Annotated in this window: 20 protein-coding genes and 1 pseudogene; 12 read left to right on the top strand and 9 right to left on the bottom strand. The window is 71.0% G+C overall.

Features of this window, described 5'->3' with window-relative positions:
* Window positions 1-11 precede the first annotated feature (11 nt).
* Window positions 12-1316, bottom strand: a complete 1305-nt coding sequence (locus ACFY2L_RS01050; RefSeq protein WP_390655973.1) for an MFS transporter — start codon at window positions 1314-1316, stop codon at window positions 12-14.
* A gap of 165 nt (window positions 1317-1481) precedes the next feature.
* Between ACFY2L_RS01050 and aroQ the strand changes: the two genes are divergently transcribed.
* Window positions 1482-1955: a type II 3-dehydroquinate dehydratase gene (gene aroQ, locus ACFY2L_RS01045; protein ID WP_390655974.1), complete on the top strand. Its 474-nt coding sequence runs from the start codon at window positions 1482-1484 to the stop codon at window positions 1953-1955.
* Window positions 1956-1980: 25 nt separating this feature from the next.
* On the opposite strand, the gene ACFY2L_RS01040 is transcribed toward aroQ, so the two are convergent.
* The 5 genes from ACFY2L_RS01040 to ACFY2L_RS01020 all read right to left on the bottom strand — a co-directional run bounded on the left by ACFY2L_RS01040 (window position 1981) and on the right by ACFY2L_RS01020 (window position 6184).
* Window positions 1981-2733, bottom strand: coding sequence for an amino acid ABC transporter ATP-binding protein (locus tag ACFY2L_RS01040; RefSeq protein WP_390655975.1), 753 nt, complete (start codon window positions 2731-2733; stop codon window positions 1981-1983).
* A complete protein-coding gene (locus tag ACFY2L_RS01035) occupies window positions 2730-3653 on the bottom strand; it encodes an amino acid ABC transporter permease (protein WP_390655976.1) in 924 nt (307 codons plus the stop codon). Before ACFY2L_RS01035 ends, ACFY2L_RS01040 begins: the two co-directional genes overlap by 4 nt.
* On the bottom strand, window positions 3650-4534 hold the full coding sequence (locus ACFY2L_RS01030) for an ABC transporter substrate-binding protein (RefSeq protein WP_390655977.1): 885 nt from the start codon (window positions 4532-4534) through the stop codon (window positions 3650-3652). Before ACFY2L_RS01030 ends, ACFY2L_RS01035 begins: the two co-directional genes overlap by 4 nt.
* 297 nt (window positions 4535-4831) lie before the next feature.
* Window positions 4832-5488 (bottom strand): MBL fold metallo-hydrolase, encoded by a 657-nt coding sequence (locus ACFY2L_RS01025; RefSeq protein WP_390655978.1) that lies wholly within the window; start codon window positions 5486-5488, stop codon window positions 4832-4834.
* 9 nt (window positions 5489-5497) lie between these two features.
* Window positions 5498-6184, bottom strand: coding sequence for a maleylpyruvate isomerase family mycothiol-dependent enzyme (locus tag ACFY2L_RS01020; protein WP_390821196.1), 687 nt, complete (start codon window positions 6182-6184; stop codon window positions 5498-5500).
* Between the two features lie 222 nt (window positions 6185-6406).
* Here ACFY2L_RS01020 and uvrA point away from each other — a divergent pair, with 222 nt between their 5' ends.
* Window positions 6407-9439, top strand: coding sequence for an excinuclease ABC subunit UvrA (gene uvrA / locus ACFY2L_RS01015; protein ID WP_390821194.1), 3033 nt, complete (start codon window positions 6407-6409; stop codon window positions 9437-9439).
* A 98-nt stretch (window positions 9440-9537) separates the two neighbouring features.
* Here the strand turns inward: uvrA and ACFY2L_RS01010 are convergent, their stop codons facing one another.
* The 3 genes and pseudogenes from ACFY2L_RS01010 to ACFY2L_RS01000 all read right to left on the bottom strand — a co-directional run bounded on the left by ACFY2L_RS01010 (window position 9538) and on the right by ACFY2L_RS01000 (window position 12972).
* Window positions 9538-10449, bottom strand: a complete 912-nt coding sequence (locus ACFY2L_RS01010; RefSeq protein ID WP_390655981.1) for a carbohydrate kinase — start codon at window positions 10447-10449, stop codon at window positions 9538-9540.
* Between the two features lie 293 nt (window positions 10450-10742).
* Window positions 10743-11825: pseudogene (locus ACFY2L_RS01005) on the bottom strand (LacI family DNA-binding transcriptional regulator); the annotation flags it as partial.
* 175 nt (window positions 11826-12000) lie between these two features.
* Window positions 12001-12972 (bottom strand): hypothetical protein, encoded by a 972-nt coding sequence (locus ACFY2L_RS01000; protein ID WP_390655982.1) that lies wholly within the window; start codon window positions 12970-12972, stop codon window positions 12001-12003.
* A gap of 357 nt (window positions 12973-13329) precedes the next feature.
* On the opposite strand from ACFY2L_RS01000, the gene uvrC reads away from it, so the two are divergent.
* The 10 genes from uvrC (at window position 13330) to ACFY2L_RS00950 (ending at window position 25868) form a co-directional block, all read left to right on the top strand.
* Window positions 13330-15474, top strand: a complete 2145-nt coding sequence (uvrC, locus tag ACFY2L_RS00995) for an excinuclease ABC subunit UvrC (protein ID WP_390655983.1) — start codon at window positions 13330-13332, stop codon at window positions 15472-15474.
* Window positions 15471-16472 (top strand): RNase adapter RapZ, encoded by a 1002-nt coding sequence (rapZ, locus tag ACFY2L_RS00990; RefSeq protein ID WP_390655984.1) that lies wholly within the window; start codon window positions 15471-15473, stop codon window positions 16470-16472. The genes uvrC and rapZ overlap by 4 nt, the downstream gene beginning before the upstream one ends.
* Window positions 16469-17536 carry a uridine diphosphate-N-acetylglucosamine-binding protein YvcK gene (gene yvcK / locus ACFY2L_RS00985; RefSeq protein WP_390655985.1) on the top strand — a complete coding sequence of 356 codons (1068 nt, stop codon included), beginning with the start codon at window positions 16469-16471 and terminating at the stop codon, window positions 17534-17536. Before rapZ ends, yvcK begins: the two co-directional genes overlap by 4 nt.
* Window positions 17527-18516, top strand: coding sequence for a DNA-binding protein WhiA (whiA, locus tag ACFY2L_RS00980; RefSeq protein WP_351217830.1), 990 nt, complete (start codon window positions 17527-17529; stop codon window positions 18514-18516). The genes yvcK and whiA overlap by 10 nt, the downstream gene beginning before the upstream one ends.
* A 144-nt stretch (window positions 18517-18660) precedes the next feature.
* Window positions 18661-21615, top strand: coding sequence for a M14 family zinc carboxypeptidase (locus ACFY2L_RS00975; RefSeq protein ID WP_390821192.1), 2955 nt, complete (start codon window positions 18661-18663; stop codon window positions 21613-21615).
* A 227-nt stretch (window positions 21616-21842) separates the two neighbouring features.
* Window positions 21843-22850, top strand: coding sequence for a type I glyceraldehyde-3-phosphate dehydrogenase (gap, locus tag ACFY2L_RS00970; protein WP_390655987.1), 1008 nt, complete (start codon window positions 21843-21845; stop codon window positions 22848-22850).
* Between the two features lie 134 nt (window positions 22851-22984).
* Window positions 22985-24196 (top strand): phosphoglycerate kinase, encoded by a 1212-nt coding sequence (locus tag ACFY2L_RS00965; RefSeq protein ID WP_390655988.1) that lies wholly within the window; start codon window positions 22985-22987, stop codon window positions 24194-24196.
* 4 nt (window positions 24197-24200) lie between these two features.
* Entirely contained in the window at window positions 24201-24977 is a 777-nt protein-coding gene (gene tpiA / locus ACFY2L_RS00960) for a triose-phosphate isomerase (protein ID WP_390655989.1), read from the top strand.
* A 113-nt stretch (window positions 24978-25090) separates the two neighbouring features.
* On the top strand, window positions 25091-25321 hold the full coding sequence (secG, locus tag ACFY2L_RS00955) for a preprotein translocase subunit SecG (RefSeq protein ID WP_189718317.1): 231 nt from the start codon (window positions 25091-25093) through the stop codon (window positions 25319-25321).
* Window positions 25322-25532: 211 nt separating this feature from the next.
* On the top strand, window positions 25533-25868 hold the full coding sequence (locus tag ACFY2L_RS00950) for an RNA polymerase-binding protein RbpA (protein WP_003957010.1): 336 nt from the start codon (window positions 25533-25535) through the stop codon (window positions 25866-25868).
* Window positions 25869-25991 lie beyond the last annotated feature (123 nt).

Here is a 25991-nt window from a genome sequence, read left to right as displayed (position 1 = left end):
CCCGCCGGCGGTCAGTCCAGGACGGGTCGCACGGCCGCCACCGGCACCGGCCGTGTCTCCGGCAGCAGCGCGAAGCAGCCGAGGCTGAGCAGGGCGATCGCGGTGAGATACGCGCCCACGGCCCAGGGGACCCGCCCCGAGTGCTCCGCCAGCGCCGTCGCCGCGATCGGCGTCAACGCGCCCCCGAGGACACCGCCGAGGTTGTAGCCGACGGCCGCGCCCGTGCAGCGCACCCTCGGCTCGTACAGTTCGGGCAGGTAGGCCGCGATCACCCCGAACATCGTGACGAACGCGACCAGCGCTCCGAGGAAGCCCAGGAACATCGGCAGGGGAGCCCCGGTCGCCAGCAGCGCCACCATCGGCAGCATCCACAGCGCGGCCGCCGCGCACCCCACCAGACACAGCGGCCGCCGTCCGAAACGGTCCCCGAGCATCGCCGCCACGGGTGTCAGCGCGCCCTTCACCACCACCGCGGCCATGATGCAGGCCAGCATGACGGTCCGGCTCACCCCCAGCCGCTCGGTGGCGTAGGCCAGGGACCAGGTCGTCACGGCGTAGAAGATCGCGTATCCGACGGCGAGGCCGCCGGCGGTCAGCAGGACCAGTCGCCAGTGGTCGCGCACCACTTCCGCGAGCGGCACACGCGCGTGCTCGCCGATCTCCAGGAACCGCGGGCTCTCCGGGAGCGACGACCTCAGCCACAGCCCGAGCACGGCCAGCACCCCGGCGGCCCAGAACGGCACCCGCCACCCCCACCGGGCGAACTGCGCCTCCGTCAGCGTCGCCGACAGCACCAGAACCACCCCGTTGGCGAACAGGAACCCGAGGGCGGGCCCGACCTGCGGGAAGCTCGACCAGAGCCCGCGCCGCTCGGCAGGCGCGTGTTCCGCCGTGAGCAGCACCGCGCCACCCCACTCCCCGCCGAGCCCGAGCCCCTGCAGAAAGCGCAGCACGAGCAGCAGCAGGGGCGCGGCCACGCCGATGCTGTCGAACACCGGCAGGCACCCGACCGCGACCGTCGACGCCCCGGTCAGCAGCAGCGAGCCGACGAGGACCGGGCGGCGTCCGTGCCGGTCCCCGACATGTCCGAACAGCACCGACCCGAGCGGGCGCGCCACGAAGCCCACGCCGAACGTCCCGAACGCGGCCAGCGTCCCGGCCAGCGGCGAGAACGTCGGGAAGAACAACGGCCCCAGGACCAGCGCGGCCGCGGTCCCGTAGACGAAGAAGTCGTAGAACTCGATGGCCGTTCCCGCGAGCGAGGCGGCGGCGAGCCGTGGCAGGGAGGGCGCCCTTACGGTGCGTACATCGTGCATGTCGCGTCAACTACCCACGGTGACGGACGGTTACGGGGGCGCGCGGGGGTGACGGGGGCGGACGACGGGTGACGGACACGGCCTCTCGCCGCGCCCTCGCACCGTGATAGACCGGGTCCGAGCAGCGGTCCCCGGCGGACCGCCCCCGAACGGACCGGAGGAACCGTGCCCCGCACCCTCGCCCAAGCCCCGATCATGATCCTGAACGGCCCCAACCTGAACCTCCTGGGTCAGCGCCAGCCTGAGATCTACGGGTCCGACACGCTCGCCGACGTCGAGGCGATGTGCGCGAAGGCGGCGGCGGCGCACGGCGGCACGGTGGACTTCCGGCAGTCCAACCATGAGGGGCAACTCGTCGACTGGATCCACGAGGCACGCCTCGGCCACTGCGGCATCGTGATCAACCCGGGCGCCTACTCGCACACCTCGGTCGCGATCCTGGACGCGCTCAACACCTGCGACGGCCTGCCGGTCCTGGAGGTCCACATCTCCAACATCCACAAACGGGAGACGTTCCGTCACCACTCGTACGTCTCCCTGCGCGCCGACGGTGTCATCGCGGGGTGCGGGGTGCAGGGGTACGTGTTCGGGGTGGAGCGCGTCGCCGCGCTCGCCGGGGCGGGACAGGCGGACGCGTAAGCACCGGCCTCCTGGCGTACGCCCCTTACAGGCGGCCCGCCTCCACGATCCGCCGCAGGAACCGCCGCGTGCGCTCCTGCCGCGGATCACCGAAGACCCGCTCGGCCGTGCCGCGCTCCAGCACCACGCCTCCGTCCAGGAAGCAGACCTGGTCGGCGACCTCGCGGGCGAAGCCCATCTCGTGCGTGGCCAGCACCATGGTCATGCCGTCGTCCTTCAGATCGCGCACGACGTTCAGGACCTCGCCGACCAGTTCCGGGTCCAGGGCCGCGGTGACCTCGTCGAGCAGCAGCAGCCGGGGACGTACGGCGAGGGCCCGCGCGATGGCCACGCGCTGCTGCTGGCCGCCGCTGAGCCGGTCGGGGTACTCGCCCGCCTTGGCGCCCAGCCCCAGCCGCTCCAGCAGCCCCCTGGCCTGTTCCTCGGCCTCCGCCCGCGCGACGCCGTGCACACGGCGCGGGGCGAGCGTGATGTTCTCCAGCACCGTCATGTGCGGGAACAGGTTGTACGCCTGGAACACCACGCCGATACGGCGCCGTATCGCGTCCTGGTCGGCACGCGGGTCGGTGATCTCCTCGCCGTCCAGCCAGATCGCGCCGTCGTCGATGTCCTCCAGGAGGTTGGCGCAGCGCAGCAGCGTGGACTTGCCGGAGCCGGAGGCGCCGATCAGGGCGGTCACCGTGTGCGGGGCGACCTCCAGGTCGACGTCCCGCAGGACGACCGAGCCGCCGAAGGTCTTGCGGACCGACTCCATCCGCAGCACCGGGACGTCGCTCATGTCGTTCCTCCCTGGGCCCGCTGACGGTCCATCCGGGCCGTCACCCAGTCAGTGAAGCGGGTCATCGGAATGGTCAGGGCGACGAAGACCAGCCCCGCCACGATGTACGGCGTGTAGTTGAGGCTGCGGCCCACGATGATGTCCGCCGCGCGTACGGCGTCGACGGCGCCGCCGATCGACACGAGACCGGTGTCCTTCTGCAGGGACACCAGGTCGTTCAGCAGGGGCGGCACCTGGCGGCGCACGGCCTGGGGGAGCACCACGTAGCGCAGCGCCTGCCGGTTGGACAGCCCCAGGGAGCGGGCCGCGGCACGCTGGGAGGGGTGCACGGACTCGATGCCGGCGCGGAACACCTCGGCGACGTACGCCGAGTAGGTCAGCGTCAGCGCCGTGCCGCCGAGCAGCACCGGGTCGACGGTCACGCCCTGCAGACGCAGCGCCGGGACGCCCAGGACCACGATCATCAGGTTGATGATCAGCGGCAGTCCGCGGAAGAAGTCAGTGTACGCCGCCGCGAGCACCCGCAGCGGGAAGAAGACGGGGCCGCGCAGGGTGCGGGCCACGGCGATGAGCATGCCGAGCACCAGCACGGCGACGCCGCAGACCAGCAGCAGCCGGAGGTTCAGCCAGAGCCCGTCCAGGACCTTGGGGAACGCCTCGCGCGCGTACTGCCCGTTGAAGAACGTCTCCTTGGTGCGCGGCCAGCCGGGCGCGCTGACGACGACCAGGTAGAGGACGACGGCGGTGACCAGGGTCGACAGCGCGGCGATCGCCGTGGCGCGGCGGGCACGCGTGCGCTTGTGGCGTTCGCGCTCCAGCCGCCGCTGTGACGGGACGTAGGCGTCACCGCTGCCGTCCCCGGTCATGTCGCCCTTGTCGTCCGCGCCCTCCTGGCCGGACTCCTCCTTCGTGACCGTCACTTGAGCACCGGGGCGTCGACGGCGTCGGAGAGCCACCGCTGCTCGATCTTCGCCAGGGTGCCGTCCTCGCGGAGGGCGTCCACGGCGTCCGTCACGCAGGAGGTGAGCGTGCTGCCCTTGTCGAGCACGAGCCCGAACTGCTCCGGCGTACCGCCCTGGTTCTCGAACTGGCCGACGATCCTCGCGTCGGTGACCTCGGCGGCCGTGATGTAGAACGCGGTCGGCAGGTCGGTGACGATCGCGTCGACCTGACCGTTCTTCAGCGCGGACTTCGCCTGGTCGTTCTTCGCGTAGACGGCGGCTTCCCGGGTCGGCTTCACCACGTCGTCGATGTAGTCGAGGCTGGTCGTGCCGACCTGGGCGCCCAGCTTGAGACCCTTGAGATCCGCGATGCTCGTCGCCTGTGCGGCCTTGGTGCCCTTGAGCGCGATGACGGCCTGGCGCACGTCGTAGTAGCCGGACGAGAAGTCCACGGCCTTCTTGCGCTCGTCGCTGATGGACACCTGGTTGATGTCGAAGTCGAAGGTCTTCTCACCCGGCGCGAAGGCCTTGTTGAACGGCACGCTCTGCCAGACGACAGCGCTCTTGCCGTACCCGAGTCGCTGCGCCACGGCGTAGGCCACCGCCGACTCGAAGCCCTCGCCGTTGGACGGCTTGTCGTCCTTGAACCAGGGCTCGTACGCGGGTTCGTCGGTGGCGATCGTCAGCTTGCCCGCGGTCTTGGTCGCCAACTCGCCCTTGGCGCAGGTCGTTCCGGCCGAGCCGGAGGACTTGGCGGACGCGTCGGCCTCGGGCTGCGGAGCGCAGCCGACCGCGGTCGCGAGAAGGGCGACGGTGGCGCCGGCGACGGCGCGGCGCAGAACACGAGGGGCGAGGTGCATGGCGGGAGATTGGCAGCCAGATCCACGTCTGTCCAGGTCACATGGGCGTTTGTCCGCATGCTGGGAACGGGTGTTGCGTTCTCGTGAACAGTGGTGGGACGGCTTGCCCGGGCCGCCGGTCGAGGGCGGGGATCGGAGACCGGCGGCCCGTTCCGCGCCGGAGCCGTCATCCCGCGCGGGGCTGCCACCAGTTGACCGCGCAACCACGTGTGCGGGGAGCGCGCGTGGGGCACCGACACGTGCACGGAATTCACACGGGGCGCGCGTCCAACACCGCGCGCCCCCTGTGAGGAGAACTCACCACCCGCGCGCGTGCCACTCCGGAAGGTGCGGGCGCTCCGCGCCCAGCGTGGTGTCGTTGCCGTGCCCCGGGTACACCCAGGTCTCGTCGGGCAGGACGTCGAAGATCTTCGTCTCGACGTCGTGGATCAGGCTGGCGAACGCCTCGGGGTCCTTGCGGGTGTTGCCGACCCCGCCCGGGAAGAGACAGTCTCCCGTGAAGACGTGGGGATGCCCGTGCGGGTCGTCGTAGACGAGCGCGATCGAGCCGGGCGTGTGTCCGACGAGATGCCGCGCGGTGAGTTCCACGTTCCCCACCCTGATGACATCGCCGTCGTCGACCAGGACGTCGGTCGGCACCGGGATGCCCCCGGCGTCCTCCCGGCCCGCGTACGTACGCGCGCGCGTGGCCGCCACGACCTCGGCGAGCGCCTGCCAGTGGTCGCCGTGCTGATGCGTGGTGACGACGGACGCGATGCCGTCGTCGCCGATCGTCCCGAGCAGCGCCTGCGCGTCGTTGGCCGCGTCGATCAGCAGCTGCTCGTCCGTGGCCCGGCAGCGCAGCAGATAGGCGTTGTTGTTCATCGGGCCGACCGCGATCTTGGTGATCATCAGGTCTTTGAGCTCGTGCACGTCCGCCGGGCCGCCGACCGTCACCTCTCCGCTGTACGTCATGGCGGCAGCCTATAGCGGGGGCAGGGCCGGGAGCGTCCCGCCGGCCACGGTCAGGCCGGTTCCGGCGCGGCGCCCGGCCAGCCAGCCCAGCAGGTCGGCGGGGGACCCCGTGACGGTCACCTCCGGGCCGTCCGCCTCCCGCCCGGTGCGCCACGCGCGCGTGCCGTCGGTCAGACGGGTCGGCGGCACGTCGGGGTGTCCTGCGAACCGCTCCGCGAGGAAGTCGGTCTCCCGCGCGACGAAGTCCGCCGGCAGGTCCTCCAGCCGGTAGCCGATCCCGAGGTCCACGTGGTGGAGCTCGACCTCCACCCAGCGCCGGAAGGGCACCCGCGCGGCGACGTCCGTCACGCCGTTGCGCAGCTCCACCGTGCGCGACCAGTCGGCGGGCACCGCCCCGGTGTCCTGGAAGCGGGCCGCGCTCTCCCTGAGGTCCGTGAGCTGGACCTCCAGGGGGCGCGGGGCGTCCCGCTCGATGTCGGCGTCCCGGACGGAGGCGTCGGCGTACATGGGCCGGCCCTCCAGGACGTTCACCAGGGCGTCCGCGTTGCGGGCGAGGTGGGCGAGGACGTGACCGCGGCTCCAGCCGGGCAGGCGTGACGGCTCTCTCACCGCCGCGTCGTCCATTTTGCCGACTGCGGTGAGCAGCCGCTCGGTCGCGTCATGTACAGACACCAGGTCACGAGCGTGATCAATCATGCTGCTGACCTTAGCCCGGCCACTCCTTCGGGTGAAGGTGTCGGAGCGTGGCCCGAAATCGAATGCACGTGCTATATGGTCGGTGGCGGCGTCGGGCATGCTGGATGGCCGGGGATTGTTGTCAACCGGTGAATCCGACCGGCGTTGTCAGTGGCTCCCCCTAGTCTGAGAAAGACGGGGGCCCCGCCCCTGTCACTTCTCTCAAGAAAGGTGCGGACCGGCGTGGCCGACCGTCTCATCGTCCGTGGCGCGCGCGAGCACAATCTGAAGAATGTCTCGCTCGACCTGCCGCGCGACTCGCTCATCGTCTTCACGGGCCTGTCGGGGTCGGGCAAGTCCTCGCTGGCCTTCGACACCATCTTCGCCGAGGGGCAGCGGCGCTACGTGGAGTCGCTCTCGTCGTACGCCCGCCAGTTCCTCGGCCAGATGGACAAGCCGGACGTCGACTTCATCGAAGGTCTGTCGCCCGCCGTCTCCATCGACCAGAAGTCGACCTCCCGCAACCCGCGGTCGACGGTCGGCACCATCACCGAGGTCTACGACTACCTGCGTCTGCTCTTCGCGCGCATCGGCAAGCCGCACTGTCCCGAGTGCGGCCGCCCGATCTCGCGCCAGTCGCCGCAGGCCATCGTCGACCGGGTCCTGGAGCTGCCGGAGGGGAGCCGCTTCCAGGTGCTCTCGCCGCTGGTGCGCGAGCGCAAGGGCGAGTTCGTCGACCTGTTCGCCGACCTCCAGACCAAGGGCTACTCCCGCGCGCGCGTCGACGGCGAGACGATCCAGCTGTCCAGCCCGCCCACGCTGAAGAAGCAGGAGAAGCACACCATCGAGGTGGTCGTCGACCGCCTCACGGTGAAGGACTCCGCCAAGCGCCGCCTCACCGACTCCGTGGAGACCGCCCTCGGCCTGTCCGGCGGCATGGTCGTGCTCGACTTCGTGGATCTCCCCGAGGACGACCCCGAGCGCGAGCGCATGTTCTCGGAGCACCTGTACTGCCCCTACGACGACCTGTCCTTCGAGGAGCTGGAGCCCCGCTCCTTCTCCTTCAACTCGCCGTTCGGCGCCTGCCCCGAGTGCACCGGCATCGGCACGCGCATGGAGGTCGACCCCGAGCTGATCGTCCCCGACGAGGACAAGTCCCTCGACGAGGGCGCCATCCACCCCTGGTCGCACGGCCACACCAAGGACTACTTCGGCCGCCTGATCGGCGCCCTCGCGGAAGCGCTGGGCTTCCGCACCGACATCCCCTTCGCGGGACTGCCGCAGCGCGCCAGGAAGGCGCTGCTCCACGGCCACAAGACGCAGATCGAGGTCCGCTACCGCAACCGCTACGGCCGCGAGCGCGTGTACACCACGCCCTTCGAGGGCGCCGTGCCGTTCGTCAAGCGCCGGCACAGCGAGGCCGAGAGCGACGCCAGCCGCGAGCGCTTCGAGGGCTACATGCGCGAGGTGCCCTGCCCCACCTGTGAGGGCACGCGCCTGAAGCCGATCGTCCTCGCGGTCACGATCATGGACAAGTCCATCGCCGAGGTCTCCGGCATGTCCATCAGCGACTGCGCCGACTTCCTGGGCGAGCTGAAGCTCAACGCCCGCGACAAGAAGATCGCCGAGCGCGTCCTGAAGGAGGTCAACGAGCGGCTGCGCTTCCTGGTCGACGTCGGCCTCGACTACCTCTCGCTCAACCGCGCGGCCGGCACGCTCTCCGGCGGCGAGGCCCAGCGCATCCGCCTGGCCACCCAGATCGGCTCCGGCCTCGTCGGCGTGCTCTACGTCCTCGACGAGCCGTCCATCGGCCTGCACCAGCGCGACAACCACCGGCTGATCGAGACCCTGGTCCGGCTGCGCGACATGGGCAACACGCTCATCGTCGTCGAGCACGACGAGGACACCATCAAGGTCGCCGACTGGGTCGTCGACATCGGCCCCGGCGCCGGCGAGCACGGCGGCAAGGTCGTGCACAGCGGCTCCCTGAAGGAACTGCTCGCCAACGCCGAGTCGCAGACCGGTCAGTACCTGGCCGGCAAGAAGTCCATCCCGTTGCCGGACATCCGGCGTCCCCGCGACCCGTCCCGCCAGCTCACCGTGCACGGCGCCCGCGAGAACAACCTTCAGGACATCGACGTGTCCTTCCCGCTGGGTGTGTTCACCGCGGTCACCGGCGTCTCCGGCTCCGGCAAGTCCACGCTGGTCAACGACATCCTGTACACCCACCTGGCCCGTGAGCTCAACGGCGCGAGGAACGTACCGGGGCGGCACACGCGCGTGGACGGCGACGACCTCGTCGACAAGGTCGTACACGTCGACCAGTCGCCCATCGGCCGCACCCCCCGCTCCAACCCGGCCACCTACACGGGCGTCTTCGACCACGTCCGCAAGCTGTTCGCCGAGACCACCGAGGCGAAGGTCCGCGGCTACCAGCCCGGCCGCTTCTCCTTCAACGTCAAGGGCGGCCGCTGCGAGAACTGCGCCGGTGACGGCACGATCAAGATCGAGATGAACTTCCTCCCGGACGTGTACGTCCCGTGCGAGGTCTGCCACGGCGCCCGGTACAACCGGGAGACCCTGGAGGTCCACTACAAGGGCAAGTCCATCGCCGACGTGCTGAACATGCCGATCGAGGAGGCGACGGAGTTCTTCGAGGCGGTCCCGGCGATCGCCCGCCACCTCAACACCCTGAAGGACGTCGGCCTCGGCTACGTCCGGCTCGGCCAGTCCGCCACGACCCTCTCCGGCGGTGAGGCGCAGCGGGTCAAGCTCGCCAGTGAGCTCCAGCGCCGCTCCACCGGCCGCACGGTCTACGTGCTGGACGAGCCGACCACGGGCCTCCACTTCGAGGACATCAGCAAGCTCCTGAAGGTCCTCTCCGGCCTGGTCGACAAGGGCAACACGGTCATCGTCATCGAGCACAACCTCGACGTGATCAAGACCGCAGACTGGATCGTCGACATGGGCCCCGAGGGCGGCGCCGGCGGCGGCCTCGTCGTCGCCGAGGGCACTCCGGAGGAGGTCGCCGGGGTACCGGCCAGCCACACCGGCAAGTTCCTGCGCGAGATCCTCGGCGCCGACCGCGTCAGCGACGCGGCGCCCGTGAAGGCCCCGCGCAAGGCTGCGGCCAAGAAGGCGGTCGCGGCCGCCTCGACGGCGCGGAAGACGGCGACGGCCAGGACGAGGACCGCCAACAACACCGCCACCAAGAAGGCGGCCGCGGTGACCAAGAAGGCGGCACCCGCGAAGACCACGCGGACCCGCAAGGCCTGAGACGCCCCTCGCGGAGCCGAGCGGACCCGAAGAGTACGGTGCCCCACGGGAACGTCCCGTGGGGCACCGTCCGTTCGCCCGCAACCGCCGACCGGCGTCTAGTCCTCACCCAGTTCCGAGGCGTACGGCGGTTCCGCCCCCGCCCGCGAACAGGTGATCGCCGCCGCGCGCGCGGCGAACCTCAGCAACTCCTGCCAGCCGTCCGCGCCCAGCCCGGCGAGGGCCGCCGGGGACAGGGCGTCCCGCACCGAGAGGCCGTGCAGCAGCGCCGCGTTCACGGTGTCACCGGCGCCTATGGTGTCCACGACGTCGACCCGCTCGCCCGGCACGGCATGCACGGCCCCGTCCCGGGTGATGACGCTGAGCCCGTCGGCGCCATGCGTGATCACGACGGCCGAGGGACCGGCGGACAGCCACTCGTGCGGGGTGCCGCCCAGCCACAGGGCGTCCTCCTCCGAGAGCTTCAGCAGGTCCACCGAGGGCAGCCAGCTCTTGAACCGGGCCCGGTAGGCGTCGGCGTCGGGGATCAGCCCGGGCCGGATGTTGGGGTCGAGCGCGGTGAACACGCCCTGCCCCGACGCGGTCCGCAGCAGCTCCTCGTAGGCGCTCGCGCCCGGCTCCAGAACCAGCGAGCAGGTGCCGAAGGACACCGCGCGCGTCCCCGCGGGAAGGCCGGCCGGGGCGGTGAACAGGCGGTCGGCGGTGCCCTCGACGTAGAAGGAGTAGGCGGCGGAGCCGTTCCCGTCGACGGTGGCGACCGCGAGGGTGGTCGGCTCGGTGCCTCGCTGCACCGCCGACACGTCCACGCCCGACTCCCGCAGCCTGCCGAGCAGGGCCTCCCCGAACGCGTCGTACGAGACGCGGGAGCAGAAGGCGGTGGGGGAGCCGAGGCGGCCGAGGGCGACGGCGGTGTTGAACGGCCCGCCGCCCAGCGCCGGCCGCAGACCCGCGAGGGCACCCGTGCCCTGCGGTACCAGGTCGATCAAAGCCTCACCGGCGACGACGATCACGGGGCGGTTCCTTTCGGGGACGCTGCGGGCTGCTGTGCCTGCTCGGCCTGCTGGGCCGGCTCGGACTGCTTGGTGTGGTCCGACCGCTGGGCCTGCTCGGAAGGCTCGGGCCGGCCGGAGGGTGCGGGCCGGCCGGAGGGTGCGGGCCGCTCGGGGTGCCGGGGCTGCTCGGACGGTGCGGGCCGCTCGGGCCGCTGAGGCTGCTCGGACGGCGCCGGAAGCCGACCCCGCCCGCTCTGCGAGGCGCCCAGGGATGGAGACGCCCCTGCGGGCGGAGACGCCTCCACGGGCGCAGACGTCCCCAAGGACGGAGACGTCCCCACCGGCGGAACGGACGGATCCACGCAGCCGCACGACGTGCGGTGCACGAACGCGCAGGGCAGCCGTACCGTCCGGGCCGGGCGGTCGGGAGCGGCCAGGCGTTCTAGGAGCACCCGCACGGCCTGGGCGCCGATCTCCCTGCTGGGCTGGGCGATCGCGGTGAGCCGGGGCGCGAACAGATCCGCCCACGCGAAGTCGTCGAAACAGCACAGGGCGATGTCGCCGGGCACCGACAGGCCACGGTCGCGCAGGGTGCGCAGGGCGCCGATGGTCATCGCGTTGTTGGCGGTGACGAGGGCGGTGGGCGGGGCAGGCAGGGACAGCAGGGCGGTGGTAGCCCGTTCGGCGCCGGCCGACGCGGAGTCGCCGTGTGCCACGAGGCGCTCGTCGTGGGGGAGCCCGGCGGCGGCCAGGCCGTTCCGGTAGCCGGTGATGCGTTCGGCGGTGGTGCTGAGGCCGGGCAGGCCGGCGACCAGGCCGATGCGGCGGTGGCCCAGCTCGGCGAGGTGGGTGACCAGCCGGGCCGTCGGTCCGGTGTTCTCGGCGCAGACCTGGTCGAAGCGGAGGGAGTCGTCCGCCAAGCCCTCCACCGCGCCCTTTCCCGGGGCGTCGACGAGCCGGTCGAGGAACACGGTGGGGACGGTGTGCCGGGTGAGGTAGGAGAGGAGCCCGCGCGGGTCGGCGGACGGGGCGACGATCATGCCGTCCACGCGGCGCTCGTGCAGGAGCTGGACGACCTTGCGTTCGTGCTCGGGGTCGTCGTGCGGATCGGCGATCAGCAGGCTGTAGCTCGCCTCCAGGGCGGCGGTCTCGACGCCCTGGAGGATCTCCGTGAAGTACGGGTTGCTGATCGCCGACACCGCGAGCCCGATGGAGCGGGTGCGGGAGGTCACCAGGGAGCGGGCCAGGGTGTTGGGCGTGTAGCCGAGCGCGTCGATGGCGTCCAGGACGGCCTGGCGGGTGTGCGGGAGCACCGGGCGGGTGTCGTTCAGCACGTGCGAGACGGTCGCCACGGACACCCCCGCGCGCCGTGCCACATCGGCCATGGTCGGCATCGCGTCTCCTTCCCTGGCCCCGCGGGTGTGGCGGAATTCCGGTACGCCGCACCCGCCGCCCGAGCCCTACGGACGGGAAGCTATCTCATTTCACGGCGCGCGTAAACGCTTGCGCAAACGTTTACGTCTCTGCGGCGCGACCTCCCCTCCGGTGGCCCTCCCGCTCACCCCCGGTTCACTCCCAGTCCCAGCCGATGCCCACCATGCCCGAGCGCACGCGCGGCTCCACGAGATGGACCGAGCGGTGGCGGAAGCTGAGCGGCAGCTCCTGACGCCCGCCGCGCGGCGCCGCCGCCGAGTGCTGGGTGAACCGGTGACAGCGCAGGGGCAGCGCCTGCTCGTCGAACCGGATCTGCAGGGCGTACTGGCCGCCCGCCGCCCCGAAGTCACGGACGTACTCGCGGGAGGCGCCTGCGGTGCCGTCCTCGACGGCGTAGCGGAAGAGGAAGGTGTCGCCGGCCCGCAGCCGGGTGTCGAAGAGGAGCTCGGCGACCACGACACCGGTGTCGTGGTGACGGCGTACCCGGCCGGTGCGGCAGTTCTCGAGGGCGTGCACGGTCATCCGCTCGGGCGCGCAGCCGGGATCCCCCTGGTGGACGGCCACGAAACGGTCGACGCCGTCCCGGTGGGCGCGCACGATGTGCTGCGACTCGCGGCTCAGCAGCTCGCGGCGCGCCCCGATGCGGACCCGCTCGTGGTGGCCCAGGGCGTGCAGTCCTCCGTCGAGGGGGCACTCCAGTTCGGCGTGCAGCCGTTCAAGGACGTCGGAGGCCTCCAGGAAGGAGCGGTAGGACCGTCCGGAGGGCTGCCCGGCCGCGGAGGCGGCGCCGTCCCGTCCGTCGGTGTCCTCCAGCAGCCGGATCAGTGACTCGTCCGGCAGGTGCAGGATCTCCTCCAGCGCGCGGACGGCCCGCAGCGACTCGGGGCGCTGCGGGCGCCGGGCGCCCTGCTGCCAGTAACTCAGGCTTGTGACGCCGACTTTGACCCCGTGACGCGACAGATGGTGCTGGACACGCTGCAGGGGCAGTCCACGGGCGGCGATCGCGGCGCGCAGCGCGACGTGGAACGGGCCGCCTCGCAGGACCGTGTCCAGGTGCGCGGCGACGACGCCGTCGGCGGCGTCCGCGTGCTGTGTGGCGTGCGGCATGCAGAGGCCTTTCTGTGAATGCTCGCGACGGCTGGTCGGACCGCCGCATGAGGTTTCGGGGCTTCCCCGCTGACGCCGGAGGGCTCCTTCACATCCGTAAGGCGTCCCTCAGTGCCCCGAGTTCCCCCGCATTGAAGCGTGTTGACCAAGTCCCGACAACACCTGATGCCCGAGTGGCACATGCGGTCGGCCGGTCCGAGGGGCCCGCCCCAGGGAGCCGGCCGTGGGCCGGAGCCCGCCGGGCGGACGGTGTCCGGAGTCACACCGGGCGCCGGAGTTGTCCACAGGCCCGCCGGGAGGCCCGTGGTTGTCCACAGGCCCGTCGGAGTGTCACCCCGCGCCAGTAGGGTGTGAGACATGGCCGACCCCTCCAGCTACCGCCCCAAGCCGGGACAGATCCCGGACTCTCCCGGGGTGTACAGGTTCCGCGACGAGCACCGCCGGGTGATCTACGTCGGAAAGGCGAAGAGCCTGCGCCAGCGCCTGGCGAACTACTTCCAGGACCTGGCGGCCCTGCACCCGCGCACCCGGTCGATGGTCACCACGGCCGCGTCCGTGGAGTGGACGGTCGTGTCCACGGAGGTCGAGGCGCTGCAGCTGGAGTACTCCTGGATCAAGGAGTACGACCCCCGGTTCAACGTGAAGTACCGCGACGACAAGAGCTACCCGTACCTCGCGGTGACGATGAACGAGGAGTTCCCGCGCGTGCAGGTGATGCGCGGCCACAAGAAGAAGGGCGTCAGGTACTTCGGGCCGTACGCGCACGCGTGGGCGATCCGGGACACGGTCGACCTGCTTCTGCGCGTCTTCCCCGTGCGCACCTGCTCCGCCGGTGTCTTCAAGAACGCCGCCCGCACCGGCCGGCCGTGCCTGCTCGGTTACATCGGCAAGTGCTCCGCGCCCTGCGTCGGCCGGATCTCCGCCGACGACCACTGGGAACTGGCCGACGAGTTCTGCGACTTCATGGCCGGCCGCACCGGCACCCACCTCCGCCGTCTGGAGAAGCAGATGACGGAGGCGGCCGAGGAGATGGAGTACGAGCGGGCCGCCCGCCTGCGCGACGACATCGAGGCCCTGAAGAAGGCCATGGAGAAGAACGCGGTCGTGCTCGCGGACGCCACCGACGCCGACCTGATCGCGGTCGCCGAGGACGAGCTGGAGGCGGCCGTCCAGATCTTCCACGTCCGCGGCGGACGCGTGCGGGGCCAGCGCGGCTGGGTCACCGACAAGGTCGAGGAGATCACCACCGGCGCCCTCGTCGAGCACGCCCTGCAGCAGCTGTACGGCGAGGAGACCGGCGACGCCGTCCCCAAGGAGGTGCTCGTCCCCGCGTTGCCCGACCCGGTCGAGCCCGTCCAGGAGTGGCTCACCGGGCGCCGCGGCTCGGGCGTCTCGCTGCGCGTCCCGCAGCGCGGCGACAAGCGGGCCCTGATGGAGACCGTGGAGCGCAACGCCCAGCAGGCGCTCGTCCTGCACAAGACCAAGCGCGCCTCCGACCTGACCACGCGCTCGCGTGCCCTGGAGGAGATCGCCGAGGCCCTCGACCTGGACAGCGCCCCCCTGCGCATCGAGTGCTACGACATCTCGCACCTGCAGGGCGACGACGTGGTGGCCTCCATGGTCGTCTTCGAGGACGGCCTGGCGCGCAAGAGCGAGTACCGCCGCTTCCAGATCAAGGGCTTCGAGGGCCAGGACGACGTCCGCTCCATGCACGAGGTGATCACCCGCCGCTTCCGGCGCTACCTCGCCGAGAAGGAGCGCACGGGCGAGTGGGCCGACGGCGAGGACGCCCTCACCGACGGCAGCACGCTCACCGACGGCACCGCCCTCGCGGACGGCGGCGGTCCCGCCGCCGACGGCTCCCCGACCGACGGCTCGCAAGCCTCCCTCGCCCGCGGTCCCAAGGACGACGAGGGCCGCCCCAAGCGCTTCGCCTACCCGCCCCAGCTCGTCGTCGTCGACGGCGGCCGGCCCCAGGTCGCGGCCGCCCGGCGCGCCCTCGACGAGCTCGGGATCGACGACATCGCCGTCTGCGGTCTCGCCAAGCGACTGGAGGAGGTCTGGCTGCCGCAGGACGACGACCCGGTCGTCCTGCCCCGCACCAGCGAGGGCCTCTACCTCCTCCAGCGCGTGCGCGACGAGGCCCACCGCTTCGCGATCACCTACCAGCGCACCAAGCGGGCCAAGCGGTTCCGGGCAGGCCCCCTGGACGAGGTGCCGGGCCTCGGCGAGACCCGCAAGCAGGCGCTGATCAAGCACTTCGGCTCGGTGAGGAAACTGCGAGCCGCGACGATCGACCAGATCTGCGAGGTCCCGGGCATAGGCCGCAAGACCGCGGAGACCATCGCCGTGGCCCTCGCCCAGGCGGCTCCGCCGGCCCCCGCCGTGAACACGGCGACCGGAGAGATCATTGAAGAAGAGGAACCCGGAACGACGACCGGTTCCCCCGGAGATCCCGTGACAGCGGGCGCCCCGGAAGAACGACGGGGGCAGGAGACATGACCGAGCACGAGCACGACGCACATCCCACGGACGAGCGAGATCAGGCGCAGGTCGCGGCGCCGCACGAAGACGGCGCACGCCACGAAGACGGAGCACAGGTGAGTACGGACAGCACGCCGCCCGGGATCCCCGAGGCGGCCATCCCCGAGCTGGTGATCATCTCCGGCATGTCCGGGGCCGGCCGCTCGACGGCCGCCAAGTGTCTGGAGGACCTCGGCTGGTTCGTGGTCGACAACCTCCCGCCCGCCCTGATCCCCACCATGGTGGAGCTGGGCGCCCGCTCCCAGGGCAACGTCGCGCGGATCGCTGTCGTCGTGGACGTCCGCGGCCGCCGCTTCTTCGACAACCTCCGCGAGTCCCTCGCCGACCTGGAGTCGAAGAACGTCACGCGGCGGATCGTCTTCCTGGAGTCCTCCGACGACGCCCTGGTGCGGCGCTTCGAGTCGGTGCGCCGCCCGCACCCCCTGCAGGGCGACGGCCGGATCGTCGACGGCATCGCCGCCGAGCGCGAGCTGCTGCGCGAGCTGCGCGGCGACGCCGACCTGGTGATCGACACCTCCAGCCTCAACGTGCACGAGCTGCGCGCCAAGATGGACGCCCAGTTCGCGGGGGAGGAGGAGCCCGAGCTGCGGGCGACCGTCATGTCGTTCGGCTTCAAGTACGGCCTCCCGGTCGACGCCGACCTGGTCGTGGACATGCGCTTCCTGCCCAACCCGCACTGGGTCCCGGAGCTGCGCCCCTACACCGGCCTCAACGAGGAGGTCGCGGCGTACGTCCTCAACCAGCCCGGTGCGAAGGAGTTCCTCGACCGGTACGCGGAGCTCCTCCAGCTGGTTGCCGCGGGCTACCGCCGGGAGGGCAAGCGCTATGTGACCATCGCGGTCGGCTGTACGGGCGGCAAGCACCGTTCGGTCGCGATGTCGGAGAAGCTCGCCGCGCGTCTCGCGGCCGAGGGCGTGGAGACGGTGGTCGTGCACCGGGACATGGGACGGGAATGACAGGACGTACTCCGCGGCTGAGCCGGCTGCGCAGGGTGGCGCCCGAGGGGCGGGTGAGCCGGCCGGTGGAGGCACGGGGCGCCAGGCCGCGCCGGCGCGGTGCCCAGCCCAAGGTCGTCGCCCTCGGCGGCGGCATGGGCCTGTCCGCCTCGCTCGCCGCACTGCGCCGGATCACCGGCGACCTCACCGCCGTCGTGACGGTGGCCGACGACGGCGGCTCCAGCGGACGGCTGCGGGACGAGCTGGGCGTGCTGCCGCCCGGCGACCTGCGCAAGGCGCTGGCCGCACTGTGCGGTGACGACGACTGGGGCCAGACCTGGGCCCGGGTCATCCAGCACCGCTTCCAGTCGCAGGGCGAGATCAACGGGCACGCGGTCGGCAATCTGCTGATCGTCGCGCTCTGGGAGCAGCTCGGCGACCACGTCCAGGCCCTGGACCTGGTCGGCAGGCTGCTGGGCGCGCACGGGCGCGTGCTGCCCATGTCCGCCGTACCGCTGGAGCTGCAGGCCCTGGTCAAGGGGCACGACCCCCGGCGGCCGGAGGACGTCGGCACCGTGCGCGGGCAGGCGACCGTGGCCCTCACGCCCGGCGAGGTCCAGTCCGTGCACCTCGTGCCGCACGACCCGCCGGCGGTCCCCGAGGCGGTGGCGGCCGTCCTGGACGCGGACTGGGTGGTCCTCGGCCCCGGCTCCTGGTTCTCCTCGGTCATCCCGCACCTCCTGGTGCCCGAACTGCTGGACGCCCTCATGGAGACCAAGGCGCGCCGGGTACTCTCGCTGAACCTCGCGCCGCAGCCGGGAGAAACCGAGGGCTTCTCCCCGCAGCGTCATTTGGAGGTTTTGGGACGACACGCCCCTAAACTCGCCCTGGACGTGGTGCTGGCCGACGAGGCCGCCGTGCCCGACCGCGACTCCCTGACCGACGCCGCCACCCGGTTCGGGGCCGCTGTCGAGCTGGCGACGGTGGCCCGGACCGACGGAACGCCCCGGCACGACCCGGAGCTCCTCGCCGCCGCGTACGACCGTATTTTTCGGATGCATGGAAGGATCGGCCCATGGCGATGACGGCAGCGGTGAAGGACGAGATCTCCCGGCTCCCCGTCACCCGGACCTGCTGCAGAAAGGCGGAGGTCTCCGCCATCCTGCGGTTCGCCGGCGGCCTCCACCTGGTGAGCGGCCGCATCGTGATCGAGGCGGAGCTGGACACGGCGATGGCGGCCCGCCGGCTCAAGCGGGACATCCTGGAGATCTTCGGCCACAGCTCGGAACTGATCGTGATGGCTCCCGGCGGTCTGCGCCGCGGCTCGCGCTACGTCGTCCGAGTGGTCGCCGGCGGTGACCAGCTGGCCCGCCAGACCGGCCTGGTCGACGGCCGGGGACGTCCGATCCGGGGGCTTCCCCCGCAGGTGGTCTCCGGTGCGACCTGTGACGCCGAGGCGGCCTGGCGCGGAGCCTTCCTGGCACACGGCTCGCTCACCGAGCCCGGCCGTTCCTCCTCCCTGGAGGTGACCTGCCCCGGTCCCGAGGCCGCGCTCGCGCTGGTCGGCGCCGCGCGCCGGCTGTCGATCGCCGCGAAGGCCCGCGAGGTGCGCGGGGTCGACCGGGTCGTCGTCCGTGACGGCGACGCGATCGGCGCCCTGCTCACCCGCCTCGGCGCGCACGAGTCGGTGCTGGCCTGGGAGGAGCGCCGGATGCGCCGCGAGGTGCGCGCCACGGCGAACCGGCTCGCCAACTTCGACGACGCCAACCTGCGCCGCTCCGCCCGTGCGGCCGTGGCCGCCGGGGCCCGCGTCCAGCGCGCCCTGGAGATCCTCGGCGACGAGGTGCCCGAGCATCTCGCGGCGGCTGGCCGGCTGCGCATGGAGCACAAGCAGGCCTCCCTGGAGGAGCTGGGCGCGCTCGCCGACCCGCCGCTGACCAAGGACGCGGTCGCCGGCCGGATCCGCCGCCTGCTGGCGATGGCCGACAAGCGCGCCGCGGACCTCGGGATTCCGGGCACGGAGGCCAATCTCAGCGAGGAGCTGGCCGACAACCTCGTGGGCTGACGGTCCCTCAGGACGCCGGTGGTGTGCCCCGATCGGGTGATGCCACCGGCGTTTTGCTGTCTTCGAGGCGCCCTTGACTGGATCATGAACTGTCATGAGCCTGGCAGAGTTCGCTGCTGTGGCGAACCTACGCAAGGGGGGTTCATGAGACGCAGAGCGAGATCGATCCTCGCCGTCGGCGCACTCCTGCTCGGCGGAGCGGCACTCGCACCCATCGCCCAGGCGCAGCCCGCGGACGCACCGAAACCCGACCCGGACGAGGTCAAGGTGTTCCGCGCCGAAGTCACCAAGAAGCAGGTACCCCTGCTGCTGGCGGCCGGTCAGGACGGGCACGAACTCAGTGAGCAGGCGCCCGAGAAGGGCACCGCGACCGTCGAGGTCTACCTCACCGACAAGCAGGCCCACAAGCTCGAGAAGCAGGGCGTCGAGCTCACCGAGCACACCCTTTCGGCCAAGGCCGAGGACCGGGTCGAGGCGGCCTCCGACGGAGTGTTCCGCCCCTACAGCGGCAGCGGCGGCCTGAAGGAGGAGCTGCTGCGCACAGGGCAGCAGAACCCGGGCCTCACCAAGGTCGTCTCCATCGGCAAGACGGTCAACGGCCAGGACATCCTCGCGCTCAAACTGACCAAGAACGCGAAGAAGACCAAGGACGGCTCCAAGCCCTCCGTCCTGTACGTGTCCAACCAGCACGCGCGCGAGTGGATCACGCCGGAGATGACCCGCCGGCTGATGCACCACTACCTGGACCACTACCGGACCGACCCGCGCATCAAGAAGATCGTCGACTCCACCGAGCTGTGGTTCGTGCTGTCGGCCAACCCCGACGGCTACGACTACACCTTCCAGAGCGCCGACAACCGCCTGTGGCGCAAGAACCTGCGGGACGTCAACGGCGACGGCGCGATCTCCACCGGCGACGGCGTCGACCTCAACCGCAACTTCCCCTTCAAGTGGGGCTACGACGACGAGGGTTCGTCCCCCAACCCCACCAGCCAGACCTACCGCGGCGCGAGCCCCGGTTCCGAGCCCGAGACCAAGGCGCTCGACGCCTTCGAGAAGCGGATCGGGTTCACGTACGGCATCAACTACCACTCCGCCGCCGAACTGCTGCTCTACGGCGTCGGCTGGCAGGTCGCCACCGACACCCCGGACGACGTCCTCTACAAGGCGCTCGCCGGCACCCCCGAGGACTCCGCGATCCCGGGCTACCACCCGCAGGTGTCCTCGGAGCTGTACACGACGAACGGCGAGGCGGACGGCCACGCGGCGAACGTCAACGGCACGGCGATGTTCACCCCGGAGATGTCGACCTGCCAGACCGCGTCGAACATCGACCCGAACGACCAGTGGAACGCCTCCGACTGCCAGTCGGTGTTCAACTTCCCGGACGACGAGAAGCTGATCCAGCAGGAGTTCACCAAGAACATCCCGTTCGCGCTCTCCGTCGCCGAGTCCGCCGCGCGCCCCGACCAGCCGAAGTCCGCGGTCGGCCGCACCGCCGCCGACTTCACCCCCGCGCCGTTCAGCACGTCGTACTCGCGCGGCGCGGACCAGGAGGTCTCCGTCGTCGTACGGAAGGCGGTCCGCGACAAGGAGCTCAAGTACCGCGTCAACGGCGGCCGTACGCACGACCGGGCGCTCAGGGCCTGGAAGGGCGGCGAGACCTTCGGAGGGGACGACAACCTCTACTTCGACGAGTACCGCGCCAAGGTGCGGGACGGCGAGCCGGGCGACAAGGTCGAGGTGTGGTTCACCGGTCGGACCAGGGCCGGCAAGAAGGTCTCCAGCGCGCACTTCACCTACACGGTCGCCGCGCGGCCCAAGGCCGACACCCTGGTCGTCGCCGAGGAGGGCGCGGCCGCCACGCAGGCGCGGGCCTACGTCGACGCGCTGAAGGCCAACGGGCGCAAGGCGGTCGTCTGGGACGTCGCCACCCAGGGCGTGCCCGACGCGCTCGGCGTACTGCGCCACTTCAGGACCGTCGTCCACTACACGGGCGCGAGCGCCCCCGGCAACCCGACCCAGCTCGCGCTGCGCGCCTTCCTCAACGAGGGCGGCAAGCTGATCGAGGCGGGCGAGCTGGCCGGCGGCACCGTCGACCTCGGCGACGGCACGCCGTCCGACGACTTCAGCCAGTACTACCTGGGCGCCTACTCCCGTACGTCGACCCCCGGCGCCACCGGCTTCACCGGCTCCGGCGCGCTCGCGGGCGCCGGCGGGGCCCTCGGCGCCGCCACCGGCAACCCGCTGGACAAGGCGGGTACCTACGGCGTCACCTCGGACGAACTGCCGGCCTCCGCGTATCCGCAGTTCACGAGCGCGGGCGCGGGCCGGTTCAGCGGGACGGTCAACCCGTACGGGCCGTACTCGGGCACGTACATGGCCGCCGCGGTGCACACCGACGACGCCTACAAGCGCCTCACCCGCACCATCGACCTCAGCGGTGTCGGCGCGGCGAGCAAGCCGGCGCTGCGGACCCGGCTGCTGTGGGACACCGAGCCCGGCTACGACAACGCGATCGTCGAGGTCCACACCGTCGGCGCCGACGACTGGACCACGCTGCCCGAGGCGGGCGGCGCCACCGGCACCGCCGTACCGGCGGAGTGCGGCGCCGGCTTCTACATCGGCGAGCATCCCTGGCTCCGGCACTACCTCACCCTCGGGACCAACGACTGCGCCGCGACCGGCACCACCGGCTCCTGGAACGCCCTCACCGGCGCGTCCAGCGGCTGGCAGCAGGTCAGCTTCGACCTGAGCGCCTACGCGGGCAGGAACATCGAGGTCTCGATCAGCTACGTCACCGACCCCGGCACCGGCGGCCACGGCGTCCTCGCCGACGACGCCTCGCTGGTCGTCGGCGGCACCGCCACCGAGGCCGAGGGCTTCGAGACCTCGCTGGGCGCCTGGCAGGCCGCCGGACCGCCCGCGGGCAGCCCGGCCGTCCTGAAGAACTGGACGCGGACCGGAGCGCTGTTCCAGACGTACGGCGCGGTCACCACCGACGACACCGTGCTGCTCGGCTTCGGCCTGGAGCACGTGACCTCGGCGGCCGACCGCTCGGCGCTCATCGGAAAGGCCCTCGCATCACTTGATCAGTGACGCTCCGCCGCACCGTACTTGACGCTCCGTAGCAAAATCGGCCGGAAACACCTTCCGACCAGGGCGGTCCGTACCCCTACTGGCGGGTACGGACCGTCCTGCCGTGTATGGGCGAAGTCGATGTCACCGACGGCGCCTCGGAGAGGTAGGGTCGGGGGTGGTCGGGGACATCCCAAATACAGCTCGCCGGCACCGCATGGCCGGCGTACCAACGAGGAGATCGGTTCGTGACGATCCGCGTAGGCATCAACGGCTTTGGCCGCATCGGTCGTAACTACTTCCGCGCGCTGCTGGAGCAGGGTGCTGACATCGAGATCGTGGCTGTCAACGACCTGGGTGACACCGCGACAACCGCTCACCTGCTCAAGTACGACACCATCCTGGGCCGCCTGAAGGCCGAGGTGTCGCACACCGCCGACACGATCACCGTCGACGGCCACACCATCAAGGTCCTGTCCGAGCGCAACCCCGCCGACATCCCGTGGGGCGACCTCGGCGTCGACATCGTCATCGAGTCGACGGGCATCTTCACGAAGAAGGCCGACGCCGAGAAGCACCTCGCCGGCGGCGCCAAGAAGGTCCTCATCTCGGCTCCGGCCTCCGATGAGGACATCACCATCGTGATGGGCGTCAACCAGGACAAGTACGACGCCGCCAACCACCACGTCATCTCCAACGCCTCGTGCACCACCAACTGTGTGGCGCCGATGGCCAAGGTCCTCGACGAGAACTTCGGCATCGTCAAGGGTCTGATGACCACGGTCCACGCGTACACCAACGACCAGCGCATCCTGGACTTCCCGCACAAGGACCTGCGCCGCGCCCGTGCCGCCGCGGAGAACATCATCCCGACCACGACGGGCGCCGCCAAGGCCACCGCCCTGGTCCTCCCGCAGCTCAAGGGCAAGCTGGACGGCATCGCCATGCGCGTCCCGGTCCCCACCGGCTCGGTCACCGACCTCGTCCTGGAGCTCGGCCGCGAGGTCACCAAGGAGGAGATCAACGCCGCCTTCCAGAAGGCCGCCGAGGGCGAGCTGAAGGGCATCCTCGAGTACACCGAGGACCCGATCGTCTCCTCCGACATCGTCAACGCCCCGGCGTCCTGCACCTTCGACTCCTCCCTGACCATGGTCCAGGAGGGCAAGAACGTGAAGGTCATCGGCTGGTACGACAACGAGTGGGGCTACTCCAACCGTCTCGTCGACCTGACCGTCTTCGTCGGCGGCCAGCTCTGATCGTCGGATCAGGCACCTGAGGTGAGAGCAGGGCTCGGGCGGCGCAGGGACGCGCCGCCCGGGCCCTGACTCACGTACGCAGCGCCCCTGTCTACGATCACGGAGCATCACCAGCCCTCCCGGGAGTCCTTTTCATGAAGACGATCGACGAACTCCTCTCCGAAGGAGTGTCCGGCCGGCGGGTCTTCGTCCGCGCCGACCTCAACGTGCCGCTGGACAACGGCACCATCACCGACGACGGCCGAATCCGCGCCGTCCTGCCGACCGTCAAGGCCCTCGCGGACGCGGGCGCCAAGGTGGTCGTCGCCTCCCACCTGGGCCGCCCCAAGGGCGCCCCGGACCCGGCGTTCTCCCTCGCCCCCGCCGCCTCCCGGCTCGGCGAACTCCTCGGCTCCGCCGTGGCCTTCGCGACCGACACGATCGGCGACTCCGCCCGGGCCACGGTGGCCGGCCTCGCCGACGGCCAGGTCGCCGTCATCGAGAACCTGCGCTTCAACGCGGGCGAGACGTCCAAGGACGACGTCGAGCGCGGCGCCTTCGCCGACCAGCTCGCCCAGCTCGCCGACGTCTACGTCGGCGACGGCTTCGGGGCGGTCCACCGCAAGCACGCCTCCGTGTACGACCTCCCGGCCCGGCTGCCGCACGCCGCGGGCTTCCTCATCGCCACCGAGGTCGGCGTCCTGAAGAAGCTCACCGTGGACGTCCAGCGCCCCTACGTGGTCGCGCTCGGCGGCGCCAAGGTCTCCGACAAGCTCGCCGTCATCGACGAGCTGCTCGCCAAGGCCGACCGCATCCTGATCGGCGGCGGCATGGCGTACACCTTCCTCAAGGCCAAGGGCCACGAGGTCGGCATCTCCCTCCTGCAGGAGGACCAGGTCCCGGCGGTGCAGGAGTACATCGAGCGCGCGGAGAAGACCGGCGTCGAGCTGGTCCTGCCCGTCGACGTCCTCGTCGCCGGCGAGTTCCCGGACCTGAGGACGAAGGCCCCGGCCCACCCCACCACCGTCGCCGCGGACGCGATCCCCGCTGACCAGGAGGGTCTGGACATCGGTCCCGAGACCCGCAAGCTGTACGCCTCGAAGCTCGCCGACGCGGCCACCGTCTTCTGGAACGGCCCGATGGGCGTCTTCGAGCACCCCGACTACGCCGAGGGCACCAAGGCGGTCGCCCAGGCCCTCATCGACTCCCCGGCCTTCACGGTCGTCGGCGGTGGCGACTCCGCCGCCGCCGTCCGCCTCCTGGGCTTCGACGAGAACGCATTCGGCCACATCTCGACCGGCGGCGGCGCCTCCCTCGAATACCTCGAGGGCAAGACGCTCCCCGGCCTCGCCGCACTGGAGGACTGACCCGATGAGCACGCGCACGCCGCTGATGGCGGGCAACTGGAAGATGAACCTCAACCACCTCGAGGCCATCGCGCACACCCAGAAGCTCGCCTTCGCCCTGTCCGACAAGGACTACGAGGCCGTCGAGGTCGCCGTCCTGCCGCCCTTCACCGACCTGCGCTCCGTGCAGACCCTGGTCGAGGGCGACAAGCTCGCCATCAAGTACGGCGCCCAGGACATCTCGGCCCACGAGTCGGGCGCCTACACCGGCGAGATCTCCGGCCCGATGCTCGCCAAGCTGAAGTGCACGTACGTGGCGATCGGCCACTCCGAGCGCCGCCAGTACCACGGCGAGACCGACGAGCTGGTCAACGCCAAGGTCAAGGCCGCCTTCAAGCACGGCATCACCCCCATCCTGTGCGTCGGCGAGGAGCTGGAGGTCCGCGAGGCGGGCAACCACGTCTCCCACACCCTCGCCCAGGTCGAGGGGGGCCTGAAGGACCTCCCGGCCGAGCAGGCCGAGACCGTCGTGATCGCCTACGAGCCCGTCTGGGCCATCGGCACCGGCAAGGTCTGCGGCGCCGCCGACGCCCAGGAGGTCTGCGCCGCGATCCGCGGGAAGATCGCCGAGCTGTACTCGCAGGAGCTGGCCGACAAGGTCCGCATCCAGTACGGCGGCTCCGTCAAGTCCGGCAACGTCGCCGAGATCATGGCGCAGGCCGACATCGACGGCGCGCTGGTCGGGGGCGCCTCCCTGGACGCCGACGAGTTCGTCAAGATCGTGCGGTTCCGCGACCAGTGAGCCGAGCTGTGAGTATGCGGTAGCGGCGATCCGTCGTACCCTTGCGGGGGCACAGCCCAGGTGCTGTGCCCCCGTCGTTATCCGATTCCGAGGAAGTTGGTCCAGCCGTGGTTTTGGGGTTCTCGATCGCCCTGATCGTCTTCAGCCTGCTGCTGATGCTGCTGGTGCTGATGCACAAGGGGAAGGGCGGCGGTCTCTCCGACATGTTCGGTGGCGGCATGCAGTCCTCCGTCGGCGGCTCCTCGGTCGCCGAGCGCAACCTCGACCGCATCACCGTCGTGATCGGTCTGCTCTGGTTCGCCTGCATCATCGTCCTCGGCATTCTCATGAAGACGAACAGCTGATCAGCCTCTCACAGGCACGCACATTCCGTACGTAAGGCCCCATGTTCGGTACGCGCAGCTGAGCGCGGCCTATCATGGGGCTTGCGTCTGGGGTAGGGGAGCTGTAACTCCAGTCACTGGACGCGCGTTGGGCCTTACGTAGACTGAGGCGCTCGCAGCGAAGCGAAACGCCGACTCGCTTTGCGGCACCATTACGCAGGGAGTTACGACCGTGGCAAGTGGCAACGCGATCCGAGGAAGCCGGGTCGGGGCGGGGCCGATGGGCGAGGCCGAGCGGGGCGAGTCCGCGCCCCGTCTGCGCATCTCCTTCTGGTGCTCCAACGGGCACGAGACGCAGCCCAGCTTCGCCAGCGACGCGCAGGTTCCCGACACCTGGGACTGCCCCCGCTGCGGCTTCCCTGCCGGACAGGACCGGGACAACCCCCCGGACCCGCCGCGCACCGAGCCCTACAAGACGCACCTCGCCTATGTGCGGGAGCGGCGCAGCGACGCGGACGGCGAGGCGATCCTCGCCGAGGCGCTCGCCAAACTGCGGGGCGAGATCTAGGAGTTGAGACCGGCCGGGGACCGTGAGGGTGCCTGGCCGGACCGCTTCTCGCTCGTGCGGTGACCGCCGCCGAACCCGTTGTCAGTGGTCTCCTCTACGGTCCTTCGTACGGGTTCCCGCATC

Origin of the sequence: Streptomyces sp. NPDC001381, assembly GCF_042895685.1 — a bacterium.
Classification (GTDB): domain Bacteria; phylum Actinomycetota; class Actinomycetes; order Streptomycetales; family Streptomycetaceae; genus Streptomyces.
This window is presented reverse-complemented; position numbering and strand designations above follow the sequence as displayed.

Coding starts and splice junctions, on each gene's coding strand:
- rapZ (WP_390655984.1), top strand. CDS start 15,471: ATGACCGAGCACGAGCACGACGCACATCCCACGGACGAGCGAGATCAG.
- ACFY2L_RS01020 (WP_390821196.1), bottom strand. CDS start 6,184: ATGATTGATCACGCTCGTGACCTGGTGTCTGTACATGACGCGACCGAG.
- yvcK (WP_390655985.1), top strand. CDS start 16,469: ATGACAGGACGTACTCCGCGGCTGAGCCGGCTGCGCAGGGTGGCGCCC.
- ACFY2L_RS00965 (WP_390655988.1), top strand. CDS start 22,985: ATGAAGACGATCGACGAACTCCTCTCCGAAGGAGTGTCCGGCCGGCGG.
- uvrC (WP_390655983.1), top strand. CDS start 13,330: ATGGCCGACCCCTCCAGCTACCGCCCCAAGCCGGGACAGATCCCGGAC.
- tpiA (WP_390655989.1), top strand. CDS start 24,201: ATGAGCACGCGCACGCCGCTGATGGCGGGCAACTGGAAGATGAACCTC.
- ACFY2L_RS01040 (WP_390655975.1), bottom strand. CDS start 2,733: ATGAGCGACGTCCCGGTGCTGCGGATGGAGTCGGTCCGCAAGACCTTC.
- ACFY2L_RS01000 (WP_390655982.1), bottom strand. CDS start 12,972: ATGCCGCACGCCACACAGCACGCGGACGCCGCCGACGGCGTCGTCGCC.
- ACFY2L_RS00975 (WP_390821192.1), top strand. CDS start 18,661: ATGAGACGCAGAGCGAGATCGATCCTCGCCGTCGGCGCACTCCTGCTC.
- whiA (WP_351217830.1), top strand. CDS start 17,527: ATGGCGATGACGGCAGCGGTGAAGGACGAGATCTCCCGGCTCCCCGTC.
- ACFY2L_RS01030 (WP_390655977.1), bottom strand. CDS start 4,534: ATGCACCTCGCCCCTCGTGTTCTGCGCCGCGCCGTCGCCGGCGCCACC.
- ACFY2L_RS01025 (WP_390655978.1), bottom strand. CDS start 5,488: ATGACGTACAGCGGAGAGGTGACGGTCGGCGGCCCGGCGGACGTGCAC.
- ACFY2L_RS01050 (WP_390655973.1), bottom strand. CDS start 1,316: ATGCACGATGTACGCACCGTAAGGGCGCCCTCCCTGCCACGGCTCGCC.